The 19104-nt window shown below is 62.7% G+C and carries 13 protein-coding genes; 3 read left to right on the top strand and 10 right to left on the bottom strand.

The features are described from left to right. The first annotated feature begins 246 nt into the window (after positions 1–246). Positions 247–591, top strand: a complete 345-nt coding sequence (locus FJ953_RS12970) for a hypothetical protein (protein WP_140514927.1) — start codon at positions 247–249, stop codon at positions 589–591. Between the two features lie 26 nt (positions 592–617). Here the strand turns inward: FJ953_RS12970 and FJ953_RS12965 are convergent, their stop codons facing one another. The 4 genes from FJ953_RS12965 to FJ953_RS12950 all read right to left on the bottom strand — a co-directional run bounded on the left by FJ953_RS12965 (position 618) and on the right by FJ953_RS12950 (position 6037). Beyond that, positions 618–2237: an ABC transporter ATP-binding protein gene (locus tag FJ953_RS12965; protein ID WP_140520752.1), complete on the bottom strand. Its 1620-nt coding sequence runs from the start codon at positions 2235–2237 to the stop codon at positions 618–620. A 1-nt stretch (position 2238) separates the two neighbouring features. Then, on the bottom strand, positions 2239–3357 hold the full coding sequence (locus tag FJ953_RS12960; RefSeq protein ID WP_140555874.1) for an ABC transporter permease subunit: 1119 nt from the start codon (positions 3355–3357) through the stop codon (positions 2239–2241). Continuing rightward, complete coding sequence (locus tag FJ953_RS12955) at positions 3350–4273, bottom strand: ABC transporter permease subunit (protein ID WP_140494801.1); 924 nt, start codon at positions 4271–4273, stop codon at positions 3350–3352. The genes FJ953_RS12960 and FJ953_RS12955 overlap by 8 nt, the downstream gene beginning before the upstream one ends. Positions 4274–4444: 171 nt before the next feature. Then, positions 4445–6037 carry a peptide ABC transporter substrate-binding protein gene (locus FJ953_RS12950; protein WP_140494803.1) on the bottom strand — a complete coding sequence of 531 codons (1593 nt, stop codon included), beginning with the start codon at positions 6035–6037 and terminating at the stop codon, positions 4445–4447. A 285-nt stretch (positions 6038–6322) separates the two neighbouring features. On the opposite strand from FJ953_RS12950, the gene FJ953_RS12945 reads away from it, so the two are divergent. Both FJ953_RS12945 and FJ953_RS12940 read left to right on the top strand, forming a co-directional pair. Then, complete coding sequence (locus tag FJ953_RS12945; RefSeq protein WP_140495051.1) at positions 6323–6769, top strand: TadE/TadG family type IV pilus assembly protein; 447 nt, start codon at positions 6323–6325, stop codon at positions 6767–6769. Then, a complete protein-coding gene (locus FJ953_RS12940) occupies positions 6770–8539 on the top strand; it encodes a TadG family pilus assembly protein (RefSeq protein ID WP_140624495.1) in 1770 nt (589 codons plus the stop codon). Positions 8540–8559: 20 nt separating this feature from the next. On the opposite strand, the gene FJ953_RS12935 is transcribed toward FJ953_RS12940, so the two are convergent. The 6 genes from FJ953_RS12935 to glgB form a co-directional block, all read right to left on the bottom strand. Further along, positions 8560–10194 carry an alpha-glucosidase family protein gene (locus FJ953_RS12935; RefSeq protein WP_140624494.1) on the bottom strand — a complete coding sequence of 545 codons (1635 nt, stop codon included), beginning with the start codon at positions 10192–10194 and terminating at the stop codon, positions 8560–8562. Beyond that, positions 10187–12190 carry a glycogen debranching protein GlgX gene (gene glgX, locus FJ953_RS12930; protein ID WP_140624493.1) on the bottom strand — a complete coding sequence of 668 codons (2004 nt, stop codon included), beginning with the start codon at positions 12188–12190 and terminating at the stop codon, positions 10187–10189. The genes FJ953_RS12935 and glgX overlap by 8 nt, the downstream gene beginning before the upstream one ends. A gap of 157 nt (positions 12191–12347) precedes the next feature. Then, on the bottom strand, positions 12348–13976 hold the full coding sequence (locus tag FJ953_RS12925; RefSeq protein ID WP_140514918.1) for an alpha-D-glucose phosphate-specific phosphoglucomutase: 1629 nt from the start codon (positions 13974–13976) through the stop codon (positions 12348–12350). A gap of 3 nt (positions 13977–13979) precedes the next feature. Then, the gene (gene glgA, locus FJ953_RS12920; RefSeq protein ID WP_140494814.1) at positions 13980–15425 is read right to left on the bottom strand and encodes a glycogen synthase GlgA; all 1446 of its coding nucleotides are present in this window, start codon (positions 15423–15425) and stop codon (positions 13980–13982) included. 135 nt (positions 15426–15560) lie between these two features. Next, positions 15561–16826, bottom strand: coding sequence for a glucose-1-phosphate adenylyltransferase (glgC, locus tag FJ953_RS12915; RefSeq protein ID WP_140494816.1), 1266 nt, complete (start codon positions 16824–16826; stop codon positions 15561–15563). 3 nt (positions 16827–16829) lie between these two features. Then, the gene (gene glgB / locus FJ953_RS12910) at positions 16830–19076 is read right to left on the bottom strand and encodes a 1,4-alpha-glucan branching protein GlgB (RefSeq protein WP_140564227.1); all 2247 of its coding nucleotides are present in this window, start codon (positions 19074–19076) and stop codon (positions 16830–16832) included. Positions 19077–19104 lie beyond the last annotated feature (28 nt).

Genomic DNA, 19104 nt, shown 5'->3' with positions numbered 1-19104 from the left:
TAGGCAATAGCCGCGCAATGACAAGCTCGTTCTGTCCGCTGATATAGGATATCGCCTCAGCCATCAACCAACCAGGAATATTTGTCAACGCAGATGGGGCTCGCAGGCTCTCTTTCAAGGGTTCCGCCGAGGTCGAACTCGTGTCCGTCGTGAATGTGAATGACCCCGGTTCGTTTCGGCGTACGCACGCATGCGGACATATCGGAGGGTGGCCATGGTCGCTTACGCTGGAGTAAGGTCGTGGACATGAAATTGCATTCGACCCCCAGCAGGCCGTTCATCCCCGTGCTCCTCCTCGCCCTTGTCGGAGGCTGCGCGTCGACCAGCGGATCGATCGATCCGGCGAATTACGACAAGATGACATGCGCCGAACTGAACAGCGCCATAGGCGAAGCCGCCAAAGGCATCTCGCAGACAGCCATCACGCGGGGCAAGGTCGCCAGCACCAGTGTTCCGAGATGGCTGCTGGGCGGCTCAAGCGTCAAGGCCGCCGTCGCCAATCGCGAAACGACCAGGATCGATCGGCTGAAGCAGCAGCAAGCGGCCATGGCCGCCGCCAGGGCGCGCAAATGCCCAGGGCTGGCGAATTGAGCTGAGGCGCCGCTGCCGGGCTCGCCTCACGCACTCAAACGAAACCGCGTGACATCGATTGCGGCGCTCATCAGCGTCTGCGTGTAGCCGGCCTGCGGATTGCTGAAAATGTCTTCCGTCGGCCCTTCCTCGACGATCTTGCCCTGCTTCATGACGATGATGTAGTCGGCCATAGCGCGCACCACGGCGAGGTCGTGGCTGATAAAGAGGTAAGACAGCTCATGGTCGGCCTGCAGCTTGCGCAGCAACTCCACGATCTGTTTTTGCACCGAGCGGTCGAGGGCGGAGGTCGGCTCGTCCAGCACCACCAGCTTGGGCTTGAGGATCATGGCGCGAGCGATTGCGATGCGCTGGCGCTGGCCGCCTGAGAATTCGTGCGGATAGCGATTGCGCGAGTTGGGATCGAGGCCAACTTCGCGCAGCGCCTCGACGGCGCGCTGGTCGCGCTGCTTGCCCGAGAGGTTCGGTTCATGCACCAGCAGCCCTTCGGTGATGACCTGGCCGATGGTCATGCGCGGCGACAGCGAACCGAACGGATCCTGGAAGACCAGCTGCAATTGGCGCCGCAGCGGCCGCATCGTCTGGCGGTCGGCGGTCGAGATATCGCGGTCGCCGAAGCGGATCACGCCATCGCTCGGCAACAGCCGCAGCAAAGCGCGGCCAAGCGTCGATTTTCCAGAGCCTGATTCGCCGACGATGCCGATCGTCTGATTGCGCCTCAGCCTGATCGAGATGTGGTCGACGGCGCGCAGCATCAGCGGCTCGCCGGCCAGAAAGCCGCCGCCGATACGGAAGGTAACCTCGACGTTTCTGCCTTCGAGCAGGACCGGCGCATTGGCCGGCGGCGGCGCCTTGGTTCCGGTCGGCTCGGCGGCCAGCAGCATCTTGGTGTAGGCATGCTGAGGACTGGCGAAGATGGCTTGCGCGTCCCCCTCCTCCACCACCTCACCGGAGCGCATGACATAGACCCGGTCGGCAAAGCGCCGGACGATGCCGAGATCGTGTGTGATGAAGACGATCGCCATGCCGAGCTTGCGCTGCAGTTCGGCCAGAAGCATGAGGATCTGCGCCTGGATGGTGACGTCGAGCGCCGTCGTCGGTTCGTCGGCAATCAGGATGTCGGGATCGTTTGCCAAAGCCATGGCGATCATGACGCGCTGGCGCTGGCCACCCGACATTTCGTGCGGATAGGATTTCATGCGCCGTTCGGGATCGGGAATATGCACCAGCCTGAGCAGGTTGAGCGCCTCCTCGCGCGCTTGCGCCGCATTCAAGCCCCGATGCCGGCGAATCGGTTCGATCAGCTGGTTGCCGATCGAATAGAGCGGATCGAGCGAGGTCATCGGCTCCTGGAAGATCATGCTGATCTTGCGGCCGCGGACCTTGTTCAACTCGGATTTGCTTAGCGTCAGAAGATTGCGGCCGCGATAATCGACACTGCCGGTGGCTTCTCCATTGGAGGCCAGCAGGCTCATCGCCGCCATCATCGTCTGGCTCTTGCCGGAGCCGGATTCGCCGACCACGGCGACGGTTTCGCCCGCCTTGACGTGGATGTTGATGCCTTTCACCGCCTCGACCGCGCCGTCGAGGGTGCGGAAGCGCACGCGAAGATCCTTTACGCTGAGAATGGTCTCTGCTGCGTCCATCTTAGCGGTCCTTGGGGTCGAGCGCATCGCGCAGGCCGTCGCCGACGAAGTTCAGGGCGAACAAGGTGGAGACCAGGAAGAAGGCAGGGAACAGAAGCAGCCAGTTTGCAGTGCCGATATTCTTGGCGCCGACCGAGATCAGCACGCCCCAGCTGGTCATCGGCTCCTGGATGCCGAGCCCGAGAAACGACAGAAAGCTCTCCAGGATAATGACCTGCGGCACCAGCAGCGTCATGTAGATCACCACCGGCCCGAGCAGGTTGGGAATGACGTGGCGCAAAAGGATGCCGCGCTGGCCGACGCCCATGGCCTCGGCCGCCTGGACATATTCCTGGCGGCGGATGGACAGCGCCTGGCCGCGCACGATGCGGGCCATGTCGAGCCACAGCACGGCGCCGACCGCCAGGAACATCAGCACGAAGTTGCGGCCGAAGAACACCACCAGCATGATGACGAAGAAGATGAAGGGCAGCGAATAAAGCACGTCGACGATGCGCATCATCACCTCGTCGACCCTGCCTCCGGCAAAACCGGCAGTGGCGCCATAGAGCACGCCGATGGCCACGGCCACGACGCCGGCGAGCAGACCGATGGCCAGCGAAACGCGCCCGGCCATCAGCGTCCGCGACAACAGATCGCGGCCGGTGTTGTCGGTGCCGAAAAGAAAATATTGCTGCTTGACCGAGGCGCTCATCGTCGCTTCGAGGCCGTCAGGCGACTTGCTTTCGATCCTGGTGTCGTCGAAGGCATCGGACCGGTCGAGATAGCGGATGTTGCGGTCGTCGATCGCCTTGCTGGAGGTGACGGTGACGAAGACGCGATTGCCTTCCTGGCGCCAGTCCTTGATGTCGACACGCATGCGCTTGATCGCCTCATCGAGCGCGGTCTCGATCATGTCCGGCTTCGGATAGGCCGACAGGCTCGGCGGCGTACGCACGTAATCACCATAGATGGTGGTGTATTGGTGCGGCACGAACCAGGGCCCGAACACGCTGATCACAGCGATCAGGATCAGGTAGTAGAGGCTGAACATGGCGGCGCGGTTGGCCTTGAGGCGCGCCCAGGCATCGCCCCACAGCGAACGGCCGACGACCGGTGCGGCGATCGCGATATCAGTCATAGCGCACCCTCGGATCGACGACGGCATACATGACGTCGACGATCAGGTTGAAGACGATGGTGAAGATGGCGATGACCACCACCGTCCCCATCACCAGCGTGTAGTCGCGGTTGAGCGCGGCATCGACGAAGTAGCGCCCGACGCCGGGAATGGAGAAGATCGTCTCGACGATGATCGAGCCGGTGAGCAGGGCGGCGGCAGCCGGACCGGTGAAGGAGACGATCGGCAGGACGGCGCCGCGCAGCGCGTGCTTGACCACCACCGACCAGTCGGACAGGCCGAGCGCGCGCGCCGTGCGGATGTGATGCGAGCGCAGCGATTCGATCATCGAGCCGCGCATCAGGCGGGCGACGATGGCGATCTGCGGCAGGGCAAGCGTCAGCACGGGACCGATCTTGTTGATAAGCGCGCCATCGCCCCAGCCGCCGATCGGCAATAGCTTCCAGGTCAATCCGAACACGAGCTGGATAATCGGCGCGATGACGAAGGTCGGGATGGTGCTGCCCGCGGTTGCCAGCGCAATCACCGTGTAGTCGCCAAGTTTGTTCTGGTTGAGCGCCGCAATGGTACCGAGCACGCTGCCGAGCAGCAGCGCCAAGATCAGCGCGGAGGCGCCGAGCTGAATGGAAATAGGCAAGCCCTTCGCGAAAAGCTCGGTGACGGTAAAGTCCGGCATATTGTAGCTCGGGCCGAAATTGCCGCGCAGGAGATTGCCGAGATAGTGGACATATTGCAGCCAGAGCGGGTCGGCGAGCCCGAACTGGGCTTCAAGATTGGCCCTGATCTCGGGGCTCAGGCCCCGCTCCTGGTTGAACGGGCCGCCCGGTGCGACGCGCATCAGGAAGAACGCCAAGGTCACGATGACGAATAGCGTTGGAATGGCGGTCAGAAGCCGCCTGAAAATGTAGCGTAGCATCGGCGGTGCCCTGCTTCGGCCAGGGTGATGGGCATCCAACCGGACGCCCGCAGCGCTCTGGCACCTCTCATCTTCGCACCATGGCCTGCGAAAATCGATTTCGACTTTCGGGCCCCATGCGACGACAGCTCGAACCGCCGTCCTGAACGGGCGGCGGGTCGATCAAGGTTTTCAATCCTTGGAGATGAAGCGGGACGGATGCACGTCCATGACGTTGTCGACGAAGCCATGGAGCTTCGGGGAAACGATATCGTGGTAGCTATAGTAGAGAAGCGGGATCTGGCCGACGTCGTCGACGAGGATACGCTCGGCGGCGGCGAGTTCCTTCATGCGCTCTTCCGGCTTGCCGCCGGCGGCGGCCGCCTTGTCCATGGCCGCCTCATATTGCGGGCTGTCATAGACCGAATAGTTGTTGCCGCTGGCCTTGCGCGAGATGCCCAGGAAGGTTTCGGGATCCTTGTAGTCGGCAATCCAGGCGGCGCGCGCAACGTCATAGTCACCCCTCTGCTCGAGGAAGGAGTAGTGGGTCTTGGTGTCGGTGTTGAGCAGCGTGACGTCGACGCCGAGCGGCTTCAGCTGTTCCTGGATGGCGACCGCAGTATTCTTGTGGTTCTCCGAGGTGTTGTATCGGATCTCCATCTTCAGCGGATGCTCCGGCGTGTAACCGAGTTTCTCGAGTATCTTCTTGGCTGCGTCCTCGCGGTCGATCTGCGACATGTCGGCATATTTGGCCATCGCCGGCGTGTAGCCCTCGATGCCCGGAGGGACCATCGAATAGCCTGGCAGCATTGAGTTCTGCCAGACCTTCTCGGCAATGAAATCGCGGTCGATGGCCATCGAGATGGCATTGCGCAGCTCGACATTGTCCCAGGGCTTCTTGTCGGTCTTGATCGCGTAGTAATAGGTGCCGAGATACGGCCCCACCTTGATCTGATCACCGAACTTGGCCTTGAGGTCGGCGAGCTGCTCGGTCGGTAGATCGTCGTAGCTGTCGAGTTCGCCGGCCTCGAAGCGCTTCATCGCCGAGGAGCGATCCTCTGTCGGGATGTAGTTGACGACGTCGATCTTGACGCTTCCGGCATCCCAGAATTTCGGATTCTTGACCAGTTTCATATGATCGTTGGGAACCCACTCGGCCAGCGTATAGGGGCCGTTGGAAACGAGATTGCCCGGCTTGATCCAGTCGGCGCCGAGCTTGTCCATGGACGCCTTGTTGACCGGATAGGTCGCCTGGTGGGTCAGCATTTCGAGGAAATATGGCGTCGGCGCCTTCAGCGTCACTTCAAGGGTGGTCGCGTCGATGGCCTTGACGCCCATGTCCTCGGGCTTGCCCTTCTTGGTGTTGACTTCCTCGGCGTTCTTGACGGGATAAAGCATCGAGGCATATTCGGCGGCCGTCGCCGGGTCTTCGAGGCGGCGGAAAGCGAAGACGAAGTCTTCGGCCGTCACCGGGCTGCCGTCGGACCACTGGCCGTCCTTCCTGAGCTTGAAGGTGTAAACGGTACCGTCATCCGACACCGTCCAGCTCTCGGCGGCGCCGGGGATGACGTTGGCCTTCTCGTCCTGCATCACCAGACCTTGGAACAGGTCGCGCAAGACGTTGGCTTCATAAACCGTCGAGGTCTTATGCGGATCAACCGACTCGGATTCGGCAGCAGTGCCTCTGTTGTAGACGACCTCGGCAAAGGCCGGCGTGTAGAATGTTCCGGCGGCCAGCGCCATGGTTGTGGCGAATGCCGTCGCCTTCAGCATGTTTTTCAGCATGAAGTTTCTCCCTGTCGGCGCTGCCAACGGCGCGCCTTTGCGTGTTGACGCCCCGGGACCGATGTCTGGCCCCTTTGAGCGCGCCGCCGGTTCCCTCCGTCGGCTGGTGGCAGGAGACTAGACAGGCGGCAAGCTCTTTTCAACCGAGTACTGATTGACCCTAAGTCAATAGCCAGGAATCAAAGAAGCCGCGGCTAAATTAGCGTAGCTTTTCAATCATACACACTTCCAGGTTGCGCCTAGAGTTTTCGCTTTTTGCATGCGAACTTTGGCATGCTCGGCGGCATGGTTCAGAACCTCATTCGCCGGATCCAGGGGCGCCGATTCCAGACAGACACTTCGGCAACTTCGGCGGTTGAGTTCGCTCTGCTATCACCGATATTCATCCTTCTCCTGCTCGGAATGGTTGCATACGGTATCTATTTCGGCGCGGCCAATTCAATACAGCAGATCGCGGCGGACGCCGCCCGGACGGCCATCTCGGGGCTGAACCAGACCGAGCGGCAGACGCTCGTGGCCTCGTTTCTCGCCAATAATGCCGGTGGATATCCCTTCGTCGACGCCAGCAAGCTGACTTATCGGGCCAATGACAGCACGGCGGACGGCAATCAGTTCGTGGTGTCGATCCAGTACGATGCCCGAAACCTGCCGATCTGGAATCTCTTTCCGGGCATAGCCATGCCGGGTACAACGATCAAACGCCAATCAACGATCAGGGTCGGGGGCATCTGAATGCTGCTCTGCGCGCACTTGAAGGTCGGCAGGCTTGCACGCCTGATGCTTGGTGACCGGCGAGCGAATTTCACGGTGATGGCGGCGTTGAGCGCGCCGGTCGCGCTGGCGCTGGCAGCGGTGGCGATCGACGAGGCCTCCATTTACACCGAGCGCCGAGAAGCACAGGCGATGGTCGACCTGGCGGCGATCACCGCGGCTTCGAACATCAACAACGTCCAGACCGCGGTCTTGACCACGCTCACCGACAACGGGATGCCAGGTGTCGTCGTTCAGGGCTCGGGTAAAACCATTCCCGCGGCGGTGGGCAAAACCGTCGTGACGGTCACGCGGGGCCGATATGCAGGGGCATCCTCGGTCAATGTGGATCAACGCTTCCAAGCAGGCGTAACCCCTTACAACGCGGTTCATGTGACCCTACGCAAGATCCCCAACCGCTATTTCGCAAGCTCGCTGATCCCAACGCCCATCATTGGCACAGAAGCCACCGCCAGCATGACGCCACAGGCCACTTTCTCGGTCGGATCGAGGTTGCTCAGCGTCAATACCAGCAACAGCCCCATCCTCAACGCGCTTCTCGGCGGCCTCCTAGGCGGCAACATCTCGCTCAGCGTCATGGACTACAACGGATTGATCTCCGCCGATGTCAGCGTGCTTTCCTTCGTCGATGCCCTGGCGGTGCAATTGAACCTGACGGGCGTGACCTATTCGGACGTTCTGGCCTCAAAGGCTACAGTCGGCCAGATCGCCACCGCCATGGCCAATGTTCCCGGGCTCGGCAACACGGCCAAGGTCGCCTTGCAAACCATGGCAAGCAAATCGACCAACACGGTCAAGATTCCGCTCAGCCATCTCATCGACCTCGGCCCCCTCGGCAGACTTGGCCTCGGGCAGAGGCCAGCCGGCCTTGGCGTTGACGCCAGCGCGATGGGAATGCTGATGGCCGCCGCCGAACTGGCAAACGGTTCGAAGCAGATCGACCTCGGTCTCAGCACCGGCATACCGGGGGTGCTGTCGAGCACGCTCGCCATCGCCTTCGGCGAACCGCCGCAATCCTCGCCATGGCTGAAGGTTGGCGAAGTCGGCACCATTGTGCGGACGGCCCAGACCCGTATCAAGCTGGTGGTGAAGATCGGAGCCGGCAACAGCAATGTCGGAGGCGGTATCACCCTGGTGTCGTTCAGTCTGCCTCTGCATGTCGAAGTCGCCTATGCCGAGGCCAAGCTCACCGACATAAGTTGTCCGACAGGCCCCAGCAGCATCAAGGTGACCATCGCCACCCGTCCCGGTATCGTCGAAGGGCATCTCGGCGACAGCAGCAGCGCCGGCTTTGCCGATTTCACCAACAAGGAGACGTTTTCCAACACGGAAATCGCGAGCGTGAAACTTCTGATCATCCCGGTGCTGTCGGTGGTGGGCTCAGCGGCGTTCGACATGGCCAACAACACGCCAACGACGTTGACTTTCAACAAGGCCGATATCGATGCCAAGACGATAAGGACCGCTTACACCCAAAATTTTACCCAGTCGTTGACTACGTCGCTGGTCAGCGATTTGTCGCTGACGGCGAATTTACTCGGTCTGCCGCTGCTGAATCTGAACACGCTGATCGCAACCGTAAGCCCGCCAGTGGTGGCACTTCTGAACAGCGTAACAGCTCCGGTCGACACGTTGCTTACCAATCTGCTCGGAGCTCTTGGCGTGCGTCTCGGTGAAGCCGACGTCCGGGTCACCGGCGCAACGTGCGGACGTGCCGTGCTTGTCCAGTAAGATGGCCGGCACGCGCTGATCTAGGCAAGGTGTCCAAGAAAGCATCCGAGTGTCGGCAGCAAAAGCACGGCTTCTCCGGCGAGCGAGGCATCGCCGCCAAGTTTCGCAACCGCTCCTAAGTCTTGCGGCAGCGGCCAATTGGCCGGTTCCCCGGCGAAATTGAAGGCACAAAGCAGCCTCTCATCGCCATGCTCGCGGACAAAGGCCAGCACGTCGCCTTCGGCGTCGAGAAAGCGGATCGAACCGCCGACCAGCGCCGGATGCCGCTTGCGCAAAGCGAGTGCCGAACGGTAGGCGGAAAGTGCCGATTGCTCATCGCCGCTCTGTACATCGACCGCGCGAGCGCGATGGCTTTCCGGCACCGGCAGCCAGGGTTTACCGGTGGAGAAGCCCGCATTATCGGCGCCGGACTCCCAGACCATGGGCGTGCGGCAGCCATCCCTTCCCTTCACACCGGGCCAGAAGCGGATGCCTACCGGATCGCGCAGGTCCTCATAGGCAAGTTCCGCCTCCGGCAAACCGAGTTCCTCGCCCTGGTAGAGGCAGATCGAGCCACGCAGGCAAGAGAGCAGCATGATCGAGAATTTGGCCACCACGTCAGGATCGCCGCCCGGCCGCGTCCAGCGGCTGACATGACGCATGACGTCATGGTTGGAAAACGCCCAGCAGACCCAGCCATCTACGACAGCGTTTTCGAAAGCCTCGACACAGCCGCGCACATGCGCCGCCGAAAATTGCGGGCCAAGCAGATCGAAGGTGTAGCACATCTGCAGCTTGTCGCCGCCGGAGGTGTAGGCGGCCAGCGTCTGTAGGGAGCGCCCCTCATCACCGATTTCGCCGACGGCGGCGCGATCCCCGTACTCGTCGAGCAGCGCCCGAAAGCGCCGCAGGAACGCTAGATTTTCCGGCTGCGTCTTGTCGAACAGGTGCTCCTGGTAGAGGTAGGTGTTGGTCTCGGTGTTGGTGCCTGCAACGCTCGACGCCAAGGGCGGATTGCTGCGCAGCCAGCGGTCGTGGACGTAGTAGTTGACGGTGTCCAGCCGGAAGCCGTCGACGCCGCGCTCCAACCAGAACCGCACTGTATCCAGGAGCGCGTCCTGGACCTCCGGGTTGTGAAAGTTGAGATCCGGCTGCGAAGCGAGGAAATTGTGCAGATAGTACTGCCGGCGGGTCGCATCCCATTCCCACGAGGGGCCGCCGAAGACCGACAGCCAGTTGTTGGGCACACCACCATCCGGTCTGGCGTCGGCCCACACGTACCAATCGGCCTTTGGATTGTCGCGGCTGGCGCGGCTTTCGACGAACCATTCGTGCCTGTCGGAGGAGTGCGACAGCACCTGGTCGATGATGATTTTCAGGCCAAGCCGGTGCGCTTCGGCAACCAGTGTATCGAAATCCTCCAACGTGCCGAACATCGGATCGACGTCGCAATAATCCGACACGTCGTAGCCCATATCGGCCATCGGCGACTTGAAGAAAGGCGACAGCCAGACGGCATCGGCGCCGAGCGAGGCAATGTGGGCGAGCCTTGATGTGATGCCGGCGAGATCGCCGCTGCCGTCGCCGGTCGTGTCCTGGAAGGAACGCGGGTAGACCTGGTAAATGACGCAACCGCGCCACCAGTCGGCCGCTCGCTCGGCATTGTCGTCAGTCATCACGACCCTTTCCCTGTCTGGGCCCTTCCGTCCTGCGCTCGATCATGAAATTCACGCTGCGGCCCGGCAGCGCGCGAGAAAGATCAACTGCTTGCGCTTCGATGGCGGGATGCCATCGGAATCCGTCTCGCGCGGGCAATGTGAAGATGCATTGGCGGCGATCGCCATTGACCATGACGGCAAGCCGGCCATCCACGCCGCCGAGCAGCATGACGAGGCGATGCCGGGCGGGATCGTTCCACTCCGCCTCGCCGAGCAGCGCCCCCGTCTCGGTGAGCCAGGCGACGTCGGCAGTGTCCGACCCGGCCAGCGGCTGGCCGGTGAGGAAATCTGTATTAGAGAGCGCCGGCACCGCGCGGCGCAAGGCGGCCAGTGCACGCGCGTAGCCTTCCAGCGCCTGGTCACGCCCCTTCCAGTCGAGCCAGGTGATGTTGTTGTCCTGCGCATAAGCGTTGTTATTGCCTTGCTGGCTGCGGCTGAATTCGTCGCCGGCCGTCAGCATGATCGTGCCGCGCGAGGCGAACAGCGTGGCGAGCAGCGCACACTGGTCGCTGAAGCGCGCCTTCGCGATTGCCGCGTCGTCCGTCGCGCCCTCGACGCCGTTGTTCCAGGACAGGTTCTCGTTGTGGCCATCGCGATTTTGCTCACCATTGGCCTCGTTATGCTTCTCCTCATAAGCAACGATGTCGGCCAGCGTCATGCCGTCATGGGCCGCGATGAAATTCACCGTGCGGCTGGCGGGCTGGCCGCCCCTGCCGAAAATATCGGACGAACCGGCAAGTCGTGTCGCCAGCGTACCAACCATGCCGGCATCGCCGCGCCAGAAGCGCCTGGCATCGTCGCGATAACGATCGTTCCATTCCAGGAAGCGGGAGGGGAAGTTGCCGAGCTGATAGCCATCGAGACCGATGTCCCAGGGCTCGGCGATCAACACACGGCCGGCCAACAGCGCATCCTCGCGCATCGCCTCCAGCAACGGCGCTTGCGCTTCGAATGTGCCGTTGACGCGCCCCAGCACCGGTGCCAGGTCGAAACGAAAACCGTCGACGCCGGTATGGCGGACAAAATGGCGAAGCGTGTCGAGCACCATTTCCCGCACCGCCGGGTGATCGCAGGCAATCGTGTTGCCGGTACCGGTGTCATTGACCAGCCTGCCATCCGGCTGATGCCGGTAATAAGCCTGATTGTCTAGGCCGCGCAGCGACAATGTCGGACCGAGCCTGTCACTTTCGCCCGTGTGGTTGAAGACGAGGTCGAGAATGGTGCCGATGCCGGCCGCACGCAGCGCGGCAACGGTAACGCGCAATTCGGCCAGGCCGCCAGGGGCCAGGCGCGGGTCTAGTGCCATGAAGGTGACAGGGTTATAACCCCAGGCGTTGCTCAACCCGAGCGGCGGCAGATGCCGCTCGTCGATCGATGCCGTCACCGGCATCAGCTCGACGGCGGAGACGCCGAGCCTTCGCAGGTGCTCGACGATAGCCGGATGAGCAAGCGCGGCGGTCGTGCCGCGCTGTTTTTCCGGCACATCCGGATGCAGCTTGGTGAAGGCGCGCACCGGCACTTCGTAGATCAGGCCGCCCGGACGGAACAGCGGCGGCGGCACAGGCACAGCCGTGAGCAAGGCTTTCGCCACGGCCTTCGGCATCAGCGGCGCGGTATCGGCACCTTCGTTGCGCCGCGCGGCGAGACGCCAGTGATAGGCATAGGGCCGATCGATCTCGACGGCGTAGGGATCGGTCAGCAGCTTGTCGGGGTCGAACCAAAATCCGCGCTCGGGCGCGTAGTCGCCATCGGCGCGGAAACCGTAGCGGGTGCCCTCGGCAAGGCCGGAGACGAAGAGTGCATGCACCCCCTCTCCTTCCGCTTTCAGCTCCAGCCGGTCGAGTTCGCGGTTTCCCTGTTCGTCGAAGATCGAGACCCAGAGGCGGCGCGCCGACGAGGACCAGGCGGCAAAGCGGATGCCGTCGGGGGTGATGGTGGCGCCTAGTGAGGTCATCGGCGCGTCCTCCACCCTCCCCCTTGTGGGAAGGGTCGCGAACGAAGTGAGCGGGGTGGGGGGTGACGCCGGCAAAGCCCTCTACGAGCACCCCCACCCCGACCCGCTACGCGGATCGACCCTCCCCACAAGGGGGAGGGTGAAGCCACCGCCACGCTCAAGTAATCACGCTCGGCTTGTCGCGGCCGGTATGGCTCCTGATTCCCGCGATGTCATCCGCTGCTGCGATCAGATCGGCGAGCGCCTTCTGCGTATCGAGATCGTGCCTGGCCTTGTCCGGCTCGTAGCGCTCGATGTAGACGCGCAAGGTGGCGCCCGAGGTGCCCGTGCCGGAAAGCCGGAAGACGACGCGCGAGCCGCCTTCGAACAGCACCCTGATGCCTTGATGCTCGCTCACCGAACCGTCGACCGGATCGTGATAGGTGAAGTCGTCGGCATTGGCGATCTTCAGGCCGCGCACGCTGGTGCCCGGCAGCGAGCCAAGCTTTGCGCGCAGTTCATCGACCAGCGCATTGGCGCGCCCGCTCTCGACTTCCTCGTAATCATGGCGCGAATAATAGTTTCGGCCGTAGGTCGCCCAGTGCTCGGTGACGATCTGCTTACAGCTCTCGCCGCGCGCGGCGAGGATGTTGAGCCACAAAAGCACGGCCCACAGGCCGTCCTTCTCGCGCACATGGTTGGAGCCGGTGCCCGCACTTTCCTCGCCGCAGATCGTCGCCATGCCGGCGTCGAGCAAATTGCCGAAGAATTTCCAGCCGGTCGGCGTCTCATACATGCCAATGCCGAGTTTTTCGGCGACGCGGTCGGCGGCCCCACTGGTCGGCATCGAGCGCGCAATGCCCTTCAGGCCTTCCTTGTAGCCCGGCGCCAGGCGGGCGTTGGCGGCGAGCATGGCGACAGAATCCGACGGGGTGACGAAAATGCCCTTGCCGATGATCAAATTGCGGTCGCCGTCACCGTCGGAAGCGGCACCAAAATCCGGGGCGTCCGGTCCCATCATCTCGTCATAGAGATGTTTGGCATGGACCAGGTTCGGATCCGGATGGTGGCCGCCGAAATCCGGCAGCGGCTTGAAGTTGCGGCAGGTGCCGTCGGGCGCGCCAAGCCGGTGTTCGAGGATCTCCTTGGCGTAGGGGCCGGTCACCGCGTGCATGGCGTCGAAGCGCATGCGAAAGCCCGACTTGAACAGTTTGCGCAGCGCGTCGAAATCGAACAGGCTTTCCATCAGCTCGGCATAGTCGACGACCGGATCGATGATCTCGACCGTCATGCCGGCGGCCTTGACCGTGCCGATCGCGTCGATGTCGATCGGATCGATGTCGACGGTCTTGAAGCTGGAGATCGCCTTGGTCCTGGCGAAGATCGCATCGGTCAGCTTTTCCGGCGCCGGGCCGCCATTGCCGGCATTGTACTTGATGCCGAAATCCTCGTGCGGGCCGCCCGGATTGTGGCTGGCCGACAGGATGATGCCGCCGAACGTCTTGTATTTGCGGATGACATGCGAAGCGGCCGGCGTCGACAAGATGCCGCCCTGCCCGACCATCACCTTGCCGAACCCGTTGGCGGCGGCCATGGCGATGGCCTTCTGGATGACCTCGCGATTGTAGAAGCGGCCGTCGCCGCCGATCACCAGGGTCTCGCCCTTGAACCCGTCCAGCGCGTCGAAGATCGACTGGATGAAGTTCTCGGCATAGTGCTCCTGCTGGAATACAGGCACCTTCTTGCGCAGCCCCGAAGTGCCGGGCTTCTGGTCGGAATAGGGTTTGGTGGGAACGGTGCGTATCATGCTTCAAGCAACCCTTTTCGAAAGCAGCAGGCGGTAGAGTTCAACGTATTTGTCAGCGCTTCGGTCCCAGGACAGGTCGGTCTTCATGCCCTGGCGCTGGATGGCCTCGAAGATCGCGGGGCTGGCATGGGCCTCGGCCAGGCGGCGGATGGCATGAAGCAGCGCGCCGCCGTCGCTGGGCGCGAACTGGAACCCGGTCGCCACGCCGGCGGCAATCGCCGCCTCGTTGGCGTCGATGATGGTGTCGGCGAGCCCCCCGGTGCGGGCGACCACCGGCACGCAGCCATAGCGCAGGCCATAAAGCTGCGTCAGTCCACAAGGCTCGAAGCGCGACGGGATGACGATGGCGTCGCAGCCGCCCTGCATGACGTGAGACAGGCCTTCGTCATAGCCCACGACGACGCCTATACGGCCGCGGTGGCGTGCGGCGGCGGCGAGCAGCGCGCCTTCGAGGCCGGCATCGCCCGAACCCAGAATAGCCAGCCGCGCGCCCGTCGCAACGATGCCGTCGACCGCCGTCGCCAATATATCCATGCCCTTCTGCCAAGTCAGGCGGCTGACGACGCAGACGATCGGGCTACCGTCGCGATCGAGGCCGAAACGGCCCTCGACAGCGGCCCTGTTGGGCGCGCGCGCCTTGAGCGAGGCGGCTGTATAGTTCGACACCAGATGCTTGTCGGTCTCCGGGTTCCAGATGGCGGTGTCGATGCCGTTGACGATGCCATAGAGATCGCTGGAGCGCATGTTGATCAGGCCGTCGAGACCCATGCCGAATTCCGGCGAGCGGATTTCCTGCGCATAGGTCGGGCTGACGGTGGTGATTGCCCAGGCAGCCTGCAGGCCGGCCTTGAGGAAGCCGACGCCGCCATAATATTCCACGCCGTCAAGCGCCATCGCCGCCGTCGGCAGTCCGAGTTCGCCGAAGATGCCGGCGCCGAACTGCCCCTGGAAGGCGAGGTTGTGGACAGTCATCATCGACGGCGTGCCGACCGCCTTGCCATAGCGCATATAGGCCAGCGTCATCGCCGACTGCCAGTCATGGGCATGCACGATATCGGGCATGTAACCGGAGATGGCACCGCCGGCGATGTCGGCGCCGGCCTGGCTGAGCGCTGCGAAACGGCGCCAATTGTCCGGCCAATCGGCACCCGCGGCATTGCCATAAGGACCGCCGGGACGATCGAACAGATGCGGCGCATCGAGCACGAAAAGATCGAGCCCGGCAAGCTGGACAGAATGGACCGAAGCCTTGCCGCCCTGCAGCAGCGGATACTTGTAGACAGACTTTTTTTTCTTGAAGGCGTCCATCACCATGGGAAAACCGGGAATAAGCGTGCGCATGGTCACGCCTTTGGCGGCTAGCGCGACGGGCAGCGCGCCGGTCACATCGGCAAGCCCGCCGGTCTTGATCAGCGGAAAGATCTCGGGCGTGACCGACAGAACCTGCATGCGCTTACCGAACCGCTCCTGGTGCATGTAGCCCAAACCGTGCAGCGGTTCTGGGGCAAGGACATGCACAAACCACCCTAAAGTGACAGCTTGTTGATCAACCCGATCGGATTGACAACTTGTTGATCAAACTGATCAGGTTGACAACTTGTTGATCATGTCCTGCGTGATCAGGCAGATGCCCTTTTCCGAAACGCGGAAGCGCTTGGCGTCGAGCACGGGATCCTCACCGACCACCAGCCCTTCCGGTATCCTTACACCGTGGTCGATGACGACGCGCTTCAACGTTGCGTTCCGGCCGACATGGACGTCGGGCAGCATGACGACTTCTTCCAGCGTCGAATAGGAATTGATGCGCGCGCCGGTGAAGATCAGGCTTTTGCGGAGCGTCGCACCCGAGACGATGCAGTCGCCCGATACCAGCGAGGACACGGCCGAACCGCGCCGTCCATCCTCGTCATGCACGAACTTCGCCGGCGGCTTCAACTCGGCATAGGTCCAGATCGGCCAGTCGCGATCGTAGAGGTCGAGTTCGGGCGTCACGTCGGTCAGGTCGATATTGGCTTCCCAATAGGCGTCGACGGTGCCGACATCGCGCCAGTAGGCCTCATTTTCCGCGGTCGAGCGCACGCAGGACTTGGCGAAGCGGTGGGCGATCGCCTTACCGTGCTCGACGATATAGGGGATGATGTCCTTGCCGAAGTCGCGGCTCGAGCCGGGCTCGGCCGCATCGCGGCGCAGCTGCTCCATCAGGAACTTGGTCTTGAACACGTAGATGCCCATCGAGGCCAGGGCAAACTCCGGTTTGTCTGGAATGCCGGGAGGGTCGGCCGGCTTTTCGACGAAGGCGATGATGTTGTCCTTGGCATCGACATGCATGACGCCGAAGCCCGTGGCCTCCATGCGCGGCACTTCGAGGCAGCCGACGGTGACATCGGCGCCGGCGTCGACATGCTGGCGCAGCATCAGCTCGTAGTCCATCTTGTAGATGTGATCGCCGGCGAGGATGACCATGTATTCGGGGCCATAGGCCTCGATGATGTCGATGTTCTGGTAGACCGCGTCGGCCGTGCCTTCATACCACTGGGTTTCCGACACGCGCTGGCTGGCCGGCAGGATATCGAAGCTTTCGTTTCGTTCGGGCCGCAGGAAGTTCCAGCCTCGCTGCAAATGGCGGATCAGCGAATGCGCCTTGTACTGGGTTGCAACCCCAAGGCGGCGGATGCCGGAGTTGAGGGCGTTGGAGAGCGCGAAATCGATGATGCGCGTCTTGCCGCCGAAATAGACTGCCGGCTTGGCGCGCCGGTCGGTCAGTTCCTTGAGGCGGCTGCCGCGCCCGCCGGCCAGCACATAGGCCATGGCGTCGCGGGCCAGCGGCTGGGTTCGTTTCGAGTTTGCCATTTTCTACCCTCCCAAGTTACCCGGTCTCGACATGGCTTGTTCCGCGACCAGTTCAAGCATGATCGTCGACAGCGGCGGCAAGAGCATCGTTGCGGAGATGCCCCCTTCCTCCGCCCGCGCTTCGACGGCGCCGCCATTGCCCTTGCCGGATCCGCCATATTCGGAAGCGTCCGTGTTGATGATCTCGCGCCATGTGCCGGCTTTCGGCAGCGGCACGCGGTAGTTGTCGCGCGGCACCGGCGTGAAATTGGAGATGATCGCGACCGGATTGCCTCCCGGCGCGCTGCGCAGCCAGGCGAAGACGGAATTCTGGCTGTCGTCGACGATCAGCCAGGAAAAGCCCTCCGGCTCGCAGTCGCGGCCGTGCAGGGCCGGTCGCGAGCGGTAGAGATAGTTGAGGTCGCGCACCACCTGCCAGACACCGCGATGCGAGCGGAAATCGAGAAGATTCCAGTCGAGCGCGCGCGCCTCGCTCCATTCGCGGCGCTGCGCGAACTCCTGGCCCATGAACAGCAGCTTCTTGCCGGGGTAGCCCCACATGAAAGCGTAGTAGGCGCGCAATGTCGCGAATTTCTGCCAGTCGTCGCCGGCCATCTTGCCAAGCAGCGTGCCTTTGCCGTGCACGACCTCGTCATGCGAGAGCGGCAGCACGAAATTCTCCGAGAAGGCATAGACCAGGCCGAAGGTAAGGTCGTTGTGGTGGTGTTTGCGGAAGATCGGCTCCCTGGAAAAATACTCCAGCGTGTCGTGCATGAAGCCCATGTTCCACTTGAAGCCGAAGCCCAGCCCGCCTTCATGGACCGGCGCCGAGACCTTCGGCCACGAGGTCGATTCCTCGGCGATGGTCATGACGCCCGGATGGTGGCCGTAGAGCTCCTTGTTCATCTTCTGCAGGAAGCTGACCGCCTCGAGGTTCTCGCGGCCGCCCTTCTCGTTAGGAATCCATTCGCCTGCCTTGCGCGAATAATCGAGGTAGAGCATCGAGGCGACCGCGTCGACGCGCAGGCCGTCGACATGATATTTTTCGGCCCAGAACAGTGCGTTGTTGACCAGGAAAGACACCACTTCGCGGCGACCGAAATTATAGATCGCCGTGTTCCAGTCGGGATGAAAACCCTGGCGCGGATCGGCATGCTCGTAGAGCGCGGTGCCGTCGAAATGGACAAGGCCGTGCTCGTCGACCGGAAAATGCGCCGGCACCCAGTCGAGGATGACGCCGACGCCGGCACGGTGGGCGCCGTCGACAAAGCGGGCAAAGCCGGCCGGGTCGCCAAAGCGCGCCGATGGCGCATAGAGGCCTGTCGTCTGGTAGCCCCAGGAGGGATCATAGGGATGTTCGGAGATCGGCATGAACTCGATGTGGGTGAAGCCGGTCTCGACGACATAGGGGATCAGCCGGTCGGCCAGTTCATCCCATGACAGAAACGTTCCATCGTCGCGAAGCTGCCAGGAGCCGGCATGGACCTCGTAGATGGAGATGGCCTCGCGCCGGGGATCGGCATTGCGCCAGAAACTGCGATGCGCCTCGTCGCCCCATTGATGGGCGGGCGACGCAGCGGTCACCGACGCGGTCGCCGGGCGCAGTTCGGACTTGAAGGCAAACGGATCGGCCTTCAGCGGCAATCTCACGCCATCGGGGCCGATGATCTCGTACTTGTAGGGCCTGCCGGCGCCGATATCGGGGATGAATACCTCCCAGATGCCGGTGTCGCGGCGGTCGCGCATCGAATGGCGGCGGCCGTCCCAGTCGTTGAAATCGCCGACCACCGAGACGCGCCTTGCATTGGGGGCCCAGACGGCGAAATGCACTCCGGTGGCGCCTTCGTGCTCGATGACATGCGCGCCGAGCTTGTCGAACAGCCTCAGATGCGAGCCCTCGGCAATGTAGTAATCGTCCATCGGACCGAGCACCGGGCCAAAAGAATAGGGATCCGTCAACCACCAGTCGCCCCCGGCATTCCTGGCGTGATAGCGCAATGGCTGGCGCTTCTTGATCGACAGCTTGCCTTCGAAAAAGCCGCCATCGTCACGCCTGGACAGTTCACCAGCAATCATGCCGGTCAGCGTATAGGCGGTGACGAACTCCGCATGCGGAACGAAACAGCGGGCAAACAGGTTCTTGCCCACCTCATGGACGCCGAGGACCGCAAACGGATTGCCGTGCGTGCCGGCGACAATCGCCGCGACATCGCTGGCCGGGGCCGATCCGTCCGGCCCGCTTGTCGCAGCGGTCGCGCGCGGTTTCCTCATCGGGCAGTGTCCCTCCCCGGGCACCAAA

The organism is Mesorhizobium sp. B2-3-6, assembly GCF_006442305.1.
Lineage (GTDB): Bacteria > Pseudomonadota > Alphaproteobacteria > Rhizobiales > Rhizobiaceae > Mesorhizobium.
Note: the sequence above shows the minus strand (reverse complement) of the source record. Positions and strands in the feature narration are given on the sequence as shown.